The sequence below is a fragment of the Kutzneria sp. NPDC051319 genome (assembly GCF_040682195.1).
Taxonomy (GTDB): domain Bacteria; phylum Actinomycetota; class Actinomycetes; order Mycobacteriales; family Pseudonocardiaceae; genus Kutzneria.
Genome location: NZ_JBFBAM010000095.1, coordinates 22,743 through 29,058, shown reverse-complemented (window position 1 = coordinate 29,058; position 6,316 = coordinate 22,743). Strand labels below are relative to the sequence as shown.

Genomic DNA, 6,316 nt, shown 5'->3' with positions numbered 1-6,316 from the left:
TTCGAGTTCTTCGCGGGACTGGCGCTGCCGCACGTGAGCGCGTGGATGCACACTGCCCTTAGGTCCGAGCCGACGCCTTCGCTCGCCACCTGCTCGTGCCCGTCGAGGGCCTGCACGAGTTCCTCGGGGATCGCGGACCGGTGACCCGGTCCACCCTCTCCGAGGAGGGAGTGCTGCCGTCCAAGCGACCGCCACCCTGCACGGGCGTCACGCTGGAGCTCCCGAGGCCGACGGGCAGCACTCGCTTTCTAGTACGCCCGGTACGCGTCACGCCGATGGCTGATCCGCGTGACATAAACCTGATGTTTGTCCTCGTGGATGCGATAGAGCACGCGATAATCGCCGCGGCGCGCCGACCACTGGTCGTCCATGGGCGGATCGAGCTGCTTGCCGACTCGATGGGGATTGGTCGCCACTGGTCCGGTGATCAGCTCGTACACCGCCATCGCGACGTGGACCGGGACTTGCTCGGCCATCGCCCGCCGCGCCTGAGGCGACCAGGCGATGTCATACGACTCGCTCAAGCGACGCTGTCCGTTCCATCCGCACGGGCACGCAGGATGGCCGCGATCTCGGCGCTGTCGTACACCTCGCCCCGGGCGTAGGCGCCGTCGGACTCCTTGATGTCCCGCAACGCCTCAGGGTCGGCCAGCACGTCGAGCGTCTCGTTGACGCTCTCCCACTCGCCCACCGAGACGAGGATCGCGGCCGGCTTGCCGTTGCGTGTGATGGTGATGCGATCGCGCTGCGTCTCCACCTGCACGACCAGCTCGGCCAGCCGGGCCTTCACCTCTGTGATCGGCATCGTCTCCATGGTCCGAATTATAGTCCTTATTCGGGACCACCACCACGACGTGGGCCAGGTTGACCGGTCTCCGCTCGCCGTGCACGGCACCCGTTCGCGTTCCACCATGGGGTGATGATCAGGATCGGGACGTCGGGGTGGAAGTACCCGGAGTGGCGGGGCGGCTTCTATCCGAAGGGCCTGGTGCAGCGGCGGGAGCTGGAGTTCCTGGCCGGGCACGTGAACACCGTGGAGATCAACGGCACGTTCTACTCGCTGCGGACGCCGGAGAACTACCGGTCGTGGGCGGCTCAGGTGCCGGCGGACTTCGTGTTCGCGGTGAAGGGCACGCGGGAGGTGACGCACGTCCGGCGGCTGCGTGGGGTCGAGGAGCCGCTGAAGAAGTTCTTCGACTCGGGGGTGCGGGAGCTGGGCGAGCGGCTGGGGCCGGTGCTGTGGCAGCTGCCGGACCGGACGGCGTTCGATCCGGGGGTGGTGGCGGAGTTCCTGGCGCTGCTGGATCCCACGGTGAGGCACGCGTTCGAGGTGCGGCACGAGAGCTTCCGGGACGAGAAGTTCTACGAGCTGGCTCGGGAGCACAACGTGGCGGTCGTGTACTCGGAGGGGAAGTGGCCGCTGTTCGACGTGACGACGGCGGACTTCCACTACATCCGGCTGCACGGTGCCGAGGAGCTGTACATCAGCGGCTACGACGACGAGGCGCTGCGGGGCTGGGCGGCCCGGGTGGAGGAGCTGGCGGCCGAGGGGGATGTGTTCGTGTACTTCGACAACACGATGCACGGGCGGGCTCCGGGGGACGCGATGGCGCTGGCCGAGCTGGTGCGCGAGCGGGGCTGACGGCGCAGGATGGGACGGTGATCCGGATCGGGACGTCGGGCTGGGTGTATCCGCCGTGGCGCGGGCCGTTCTACCCGAAGGGCGTGACGCAGAAGCGGGAGCTGGCCTACCTGGCCGAGCGGCTGAACTCGGTGGAGATCAACGGGACGTTCTACGCGCTGCAACGGCCGGCGAGTTTCGTGTCGTGGGCGGGGCAGACGCCGGCGGGCTTCGTGTTCGCGACTAAGGCGCCGAGGTTCATCACGCACATGAAGCGCCTGAAGGACGCGGAGATCCCGGTGGCCAACTTCCTGGCGTCGGGAGTGCTGCGGCTGCAGGAGAAGCTGGGCCCGATCCTGTGGCAGCTGCCGGGGACGCTGCGGTTCGACGCGGAGGTGCTGGCCGAGTTTCTGGCTCTGCTGCCGCAAAGCACGGTCGCGGCGGCGAAGCTCGGGGCGCGGCACGACGACCGGATCAAGGACGACGAGGGGCTGCGGATCGACGAGGACCGGCCGCTGCGGCACGCGCTGGAGCCCAGGCACGTGAGCTTCCAGGACGAGAAGTGCCTGCGCCTGCTGCGGGACCACAACGTGGCGATGGTGGTGGCCGACACGGCGAAGACATGGCCGTACTTCGAGGAGCTGACCGCGGACTTCACCTACGCCCGCCTGCACGGGGACGAGGAGCTGTACGTCAGCGGCTACACCGACGAGGCCCTCGACCGCTGGGCGAAGAAGGTCCGCAAGTGGCACCGCCGCGGCGACGTGCACGTGTACTTCGACAACGACGCCAAGGTCCGCGCGCCGGTCGACGCCATGGGCCTGTCGCAGCGCGTCGGCCTTGGATGAGCCGCTGGCCGGGCTCAGCCGGTGACGGCGACCCGGCAGACCGGGCGGGTGGTGGGGCGGGCCTCGTAGCGGCCGGAGCTGACCAGGCCCGCGTGGCCATCGATGTCGGCGACGACCTCGTCGGTGATCTCCACCTCGATCATCCGGCTGGCCGGCCGGGTGACGGTGGTGCCGGCGTACGTGGCGGTGACGACCATGCCGGCGATGGTGGGCTTGAGCACGAGCTCCTCGGCCGGCCGCGCGGGGGCGGAGCCGTCGGACCAGGTGACGGGACCGAGCAGCCGCAGCTGCCGGACGACGACGTCCTGGCCGCCACCGTCGCGCGTGACGGACACGGCGGGCTGCCGGGTACGCACCAGGCGGCCGTGCTCTCCGACGCCGTCACCGAGGACGACAGCGGGCACGTTCCAGTAGGCGGCGCAGCGCTCGGCCGCGGCGGCGAGGGAGCGGTTGGTGGCGACGACCAGGTCGGCAGCCGGCACGGAGGCGAGCTCGCCGAGGCCGGGCACGGGCGTCACGTCGATGATGTGACCGCCCTGCTCGCGGACGACCTCGTTGATGGCGTCGCGGGTGGCCCGGCTGGTCTTGTCGAATCCACGCAGCACGGCCACCGCTTCGAAGCCCGTCATTCGCCGGATCGCCTCCACCAGCGCGCGCTGGTCACGACGGAGCTGCGGGGCGGGACGGGTCAGGAGAGTGGTAGCCACAATCCCTGTCTTACCCCCTTCTGATCTTCGTTGAACACGCAGGGGAAGTGCCCTTGCTCACCACCGGGTGCACCGCTTGCACGGACGGGTGACGCGGCCCCGTTCGCCGGACGCGCAGGGCAGTCGCGGCAAGGCTCCTAGCAGGCACAACTAGGGAGAGGACTCGTTATGTCGGTGCGAAACCTGGGGTTCGCGGCGGTCATGGCGGCAGCGGTGGTGTTGGGCACAGCGTCGCCCGTCTGGGCGACGTCGAGTGCCTGCGATGCCGGCTCGTTCTGCGCCTGGAGCGGGGAGAACTACAAGGGCAAGGCCGTCCGGCTGAGCCTGGAGACGACGGCGACCAGCCAGTGCGTGGCGCTGCCGGACAAGTTCGTGGCCAAGTCGCTCGTGAACATGATGACCAAGGACGTCACGGTGTACGAGGGCGCGACCTGCTCGACCGAGGCCGAGTTCACCACGTATCCGAAGGGCGGCACCTACGTGCCGGATGCGCCTTTCGTGGTACGCGCGATCCAGGTCTGGGAGTGACGCACCTACTGTGGAGATCGTGAGCGTTGTGGTCGTCGGCGCCGGCATCGCCGGCCTGGCCTGTGCCCGGGTTCTGGTCGATGCCGGCATCGACGTCCGCGTGCTGGAGCGCACGCCCGTGGTCGGCGGTCGCCTCGCGACCCGCCGCTACGACGGGCGCCCTGCCGACGTGGGAGCCGCCTACTTCACGGTGAGCGACCCCGAATTCGACGCCGTCGTGCGGGCCTGGCGGGCCGCCGGGCTGGCTCGCGAGTGGACGGACACCCTCGTCGCCCTGGAGAACGACGCCTTGGCGAACCGCAGCCGGGAACCGCGGCCGGGGCCGATGCGCTGGGCCGCGCCCGGTGGCCTGCGCAGCCTCGCCGAGCATCTGGCCGAGGGGCTGACCGTCAAGCTGCAACACGCCGTGACCGCCGTGGAACCCGGGCCGCTGGTCGACGGCGTCCCGGTGGACGCGGTCGTGCTGGCGATGCCCGGTCCGCAGGCCCTCGACGTGCTGGATCCGTGCCTGCGGACTGCTCGGGCGGCGGTCGACGGGCAGAACTGGGTGCCCTCGTTCGCGGTGACGCTGCGCTACCCGGAGCGGGCCTGGCCGGACTTCCACGGCGCGTTCGTCAACGGGCACGACGTGCTGACCACGGTCTTCGACGACGGCGATCGGCGCGGCGACGGCGCCCCGGTCCTGGTCGCCCACACGACGGCGGCCTACACGGCGACCCGGCTGGGCGCCCACGACCAGGTGATCGCCGACGTCGAGGACGCCGTCGAGCAGGTGCTCGGCCTGCCCACACGGCCGGTCACCGCCTACGCGCAGGAGTGGCCGCACGCCCGGCCGGAAACACCGTCCGAAGCCCCGTTTCACCTGGACGAGGACAACGTCGGCGTGTGCGGCGACGCCTGGGGGCCCTCGCGCGTGCAGACGGCCTGGCTGTCCGGAACGGCACTGGGCCGGGCGCTGGCCAGCCGGCTGGGTTGACACATTTAGGCCGAATCGAGATCACCCCACTCGGCTACGTCTGTTGCGTCGACCGGGTGAGCACCCGGAAGAATGATCCCACCATGTTCACCCCGGCCCGCCTCAAACTCGCCCGCCAGCGGCGTCAGCTGACCGCCGCCGCCCTCGCGCGACAACTGGACGTGAGCCCGCGGTCGGTGTCGGACTTCGAGAACGGGCGTCGGGTCCCGACCGAGCCCGAACTGGCCGAGCTGGCCCGCGCCCTGGGCTTCCCGGTGGAGTTCTTCGCCGGCGGCGAGCCGGCCGAGCTCACCGAGGACGTCGTCTCGTTCCGGGCCCGGCCGAAGCTGCCGGCCCGGCGTCGGGCCGGGGCGCTGGCCGCCGGACGGTTGGCCATCGAGTTCAACGCCTTCCTGGAGCGGCGGTTCACGCTGCCCGAGGTGGACGTTCCCGTTGTCGCGCAGGGCACCCCGAGTGCCGCCGCCGATGCCGTGCGCGAGCAGTGGCAGCTGGGCAGCAAGCCCGCGCCGAACCTCGTGCACCTGTTGGAGGCACACGGGGTTCGGGTGTTCTCCCTCGGCGTCGACCACACCGACGTGGACGCCTTCTCGTTCTGGCACGAGGGCACCCCGTACGTCTTCCTCAACACCGCCAAGTCGGCTGAGCACGGGCGGTTCGACGCCGCGCACGAGCTCGGGCATCTCGTCCTGCACGGCGGCGGGCGGGCGGTGGACGGCGTCGACGTGGAGGCGGAGGCCGACGCCTTCGCCAGCGCGATGCTGATGCCGGACGTCGACGTGCTGACCTACGTGCCCGAGGATCCGTCCAAGGACCAGGTGCTGCGGGCCTGTCCGCGCTGGCGGGTGTCGCCGCTGGCGCTGACCCGGCGTCTGCGGGAGCTGCGGCAGGTCGGCGACGGCGTCTACCGGGCGTTGTGCGTGGACCTCGCGCGGGTCGACGCCGACAGCGACCAGGCCAGGGAGTCCTCGCAGCTGCTGGCCAAGGTGTTCAAGGCGCTGCGTGAGCAGGGCATGACCCCGCACGAGCTGGCCGCCGACCTGATGTTGAGCACGCAGGAGCTGAACAACATCGTGTTCGGGCTGGTGGTCACGGCGCTGCCCGGCCGGTCCACCGCGCTGCGCACTCCCGGCGGGCGCACCGCGCACCTTCGCCTGGTGTGACCACCCGCGAGGGTCTTTCCGCCGCCGGGCCCGACGCCTATCGTCGAGTGATCTTGTTCAGCCGGCGGAAATGGGTGAGTCATGGCGACGTGGGGCGACCTGGTGGCGTTCGTGCGCACCGAGTACCAGGTCATCGACCAGACTCCGGACGAGGTGAGCATCCACGTCGAGTTCGACGACGAGCGCAGCCAGATCATCTGGCTCAGCCACGAGGTGCTCGACGGCAAGGAGGACTGGGTGCAGATCGCCTCGCCGTGCGGCCTGGCCTCCAAGGTCGATCTCGCGGCGCTGCTCAAGGAAGTCGGGCACACCACCGTGGTCGGCGGGGTGGCGATCATCGGTGAGCACGTGGTGCTGCGGCACGCGCTGCCGCTGGAGAACCTGGACATCAACGAGTTCGTCGACCCGCTGACGCTGCTCGCCGGCACCGTCGACACCCTGGAGGAGCAGTTCTCCGGCGGGGACTCGTTCTAGCC

The 6,316-nt window shown here is 70.3% G+C and carries 9 protein-coding genes; 6 read left to right on the top strand and 3 right to left on the bottom strand.

What is annotated here, in order from left to right; translation table 11 throughout:
• Positions 1 to 248: 248 nt before the first annotated feature.
• The gene (locus AB0M73_RS45215; RefSeq protein WP_363905653.1) at positions 249 to 524 is read right to left on the bottom strand and encodes a type II toxin-antitoxin system RelE/ParE family toxin; all 276 of its coding nucleotides are present in this window, start codon (positions 522 to 524) and stop codon (positions 249 to 251) included.
• Positions 521 to 814 carry a type II toxin-antitoxin system Phd/YefM family antitoxin gene (locus tag AB0M73_RS45210; RefSeq protein WP_363905652.1) on the bottom strand — a complete coding sequence of 98 codons (294 nt, stop codon included), beginning with the start codon at positions 812 to 814 and terminating at the stop codon, positions 521 to 523. Before AB0M73_RS45210 ends, AB0M73_RS45215 begins: the two co-directional genes overlap by 4 nt.
• Positions 815 to 919: 105 nt before the next feature.
• On the opposite strand from AB0M73_RS45210, the gene AB0M73_RS45205 reads away from it, so the two are divergent.
• Entirely contained in the window at positions 920 to 1,642 is a 723-nt protein-coding gene (locus AB0M73_RS45205) for a DUF72 domain-containing protein (RefSeq protein WP_363905650.1), read from the top strand.
• A gap of 26 nt (positions 1,643 to 1,668) precedes the next feature.
• Positions 1,669 to 2,469 carry a DUF72 domain-containing protein gene (locus AB0M73_RS45200; RefSeq protein WP_363905657.1) on the top strand — a complete coding sequence of 267 codons (801 nt, stop codon included), beginning with the start codon at positions 1,669 to 1,671 and terminating at the stop codon, positions 2,467 to 2,469.
• Positions 2,470 to 2,483: 14 nt separating this feature from the next.
• On the opposite strand, the gene AB0M73_RS45195 is transcribed toward AB0M73_RS45200, so the two are convergent.
• The gene (locus AB0M73_RS45195) at positions 2,484 to 3,176 is read right to left on the bottom strand and encodes a hypothetical protein (protein ID WP_363905648.1); all 693 of its coding nucleotides are present in this window, start codon (positions 3,174 to 3,176) and stop codon (positions 2,484 to 2,486) included.
• 168 nt (positions 3,177 to 3,344) lie between these two features.
• Here AB0M73_RS45195 and AB0M73_RS45190 point away from each other — a divergent pair, with 168 nt between their 5' ends.
• The 4 genes from AB0M73_RS45190 (at position 3,345) to AB0M73_RS45175 (ending at position 6,314) form a co-directional block, all read left to right on the top strand.
• The gene (locus AB0M73_RS45190; RefSeq protein ID WP_043723505.1) at positions 3,345 to 3,704 is read left to right on the top strand and encodes a peptidase inhibitor family I36 protein; all 360 of its coding nucleotides are present in this window, start codon (positions 3,345 to 3,347) and stop codon (positions 3,702 to 3,704) included.
• A 19-nt stretch (positions 3,705 to 3,723) separates the two neighbouring features.
• On the top strand, positions 3,724 to 4,680 hold the full coding sequence (locus tag AB0M73_RS45185; RefSeq protein ID WP_363905646.1) for an FAD-dependent oxidoreductase: 957 nt from the start codon (positions 3,724 to 3,726) through the stop codon (positions 4,678 to 4,680).
• A gap of 56 nt (positions 4,681 to 4,736) precedes the next feature.
• The gene (locus AB0M73_RS45180; protein ID WP_363905644.1) at positions 4,737 to 5,840 is read left to right on the top strand and encodes an XRE family transcriptional regulator; all 1,104 of its coding nucleotides are present in this window, start codon (positions 4,737 to 4,739) and stop codon (positions 5,838 to 5,840) included.
• A gap of 81 nt (positions 5,841 to 5,921) precedes the next feature.
• Complete coding sequence (locus tag AB0M73_RS45175) at positions 5,922 to 6,314, top strand: hypothetical protein (protein WP_363905641.1); 393 nt, start codon at positions 5,922 to 5,924, stop codon at positions 6,312 to 6,314.
• Positions 6,315 to 6,316: the final 2 nt, after the last annotated feature.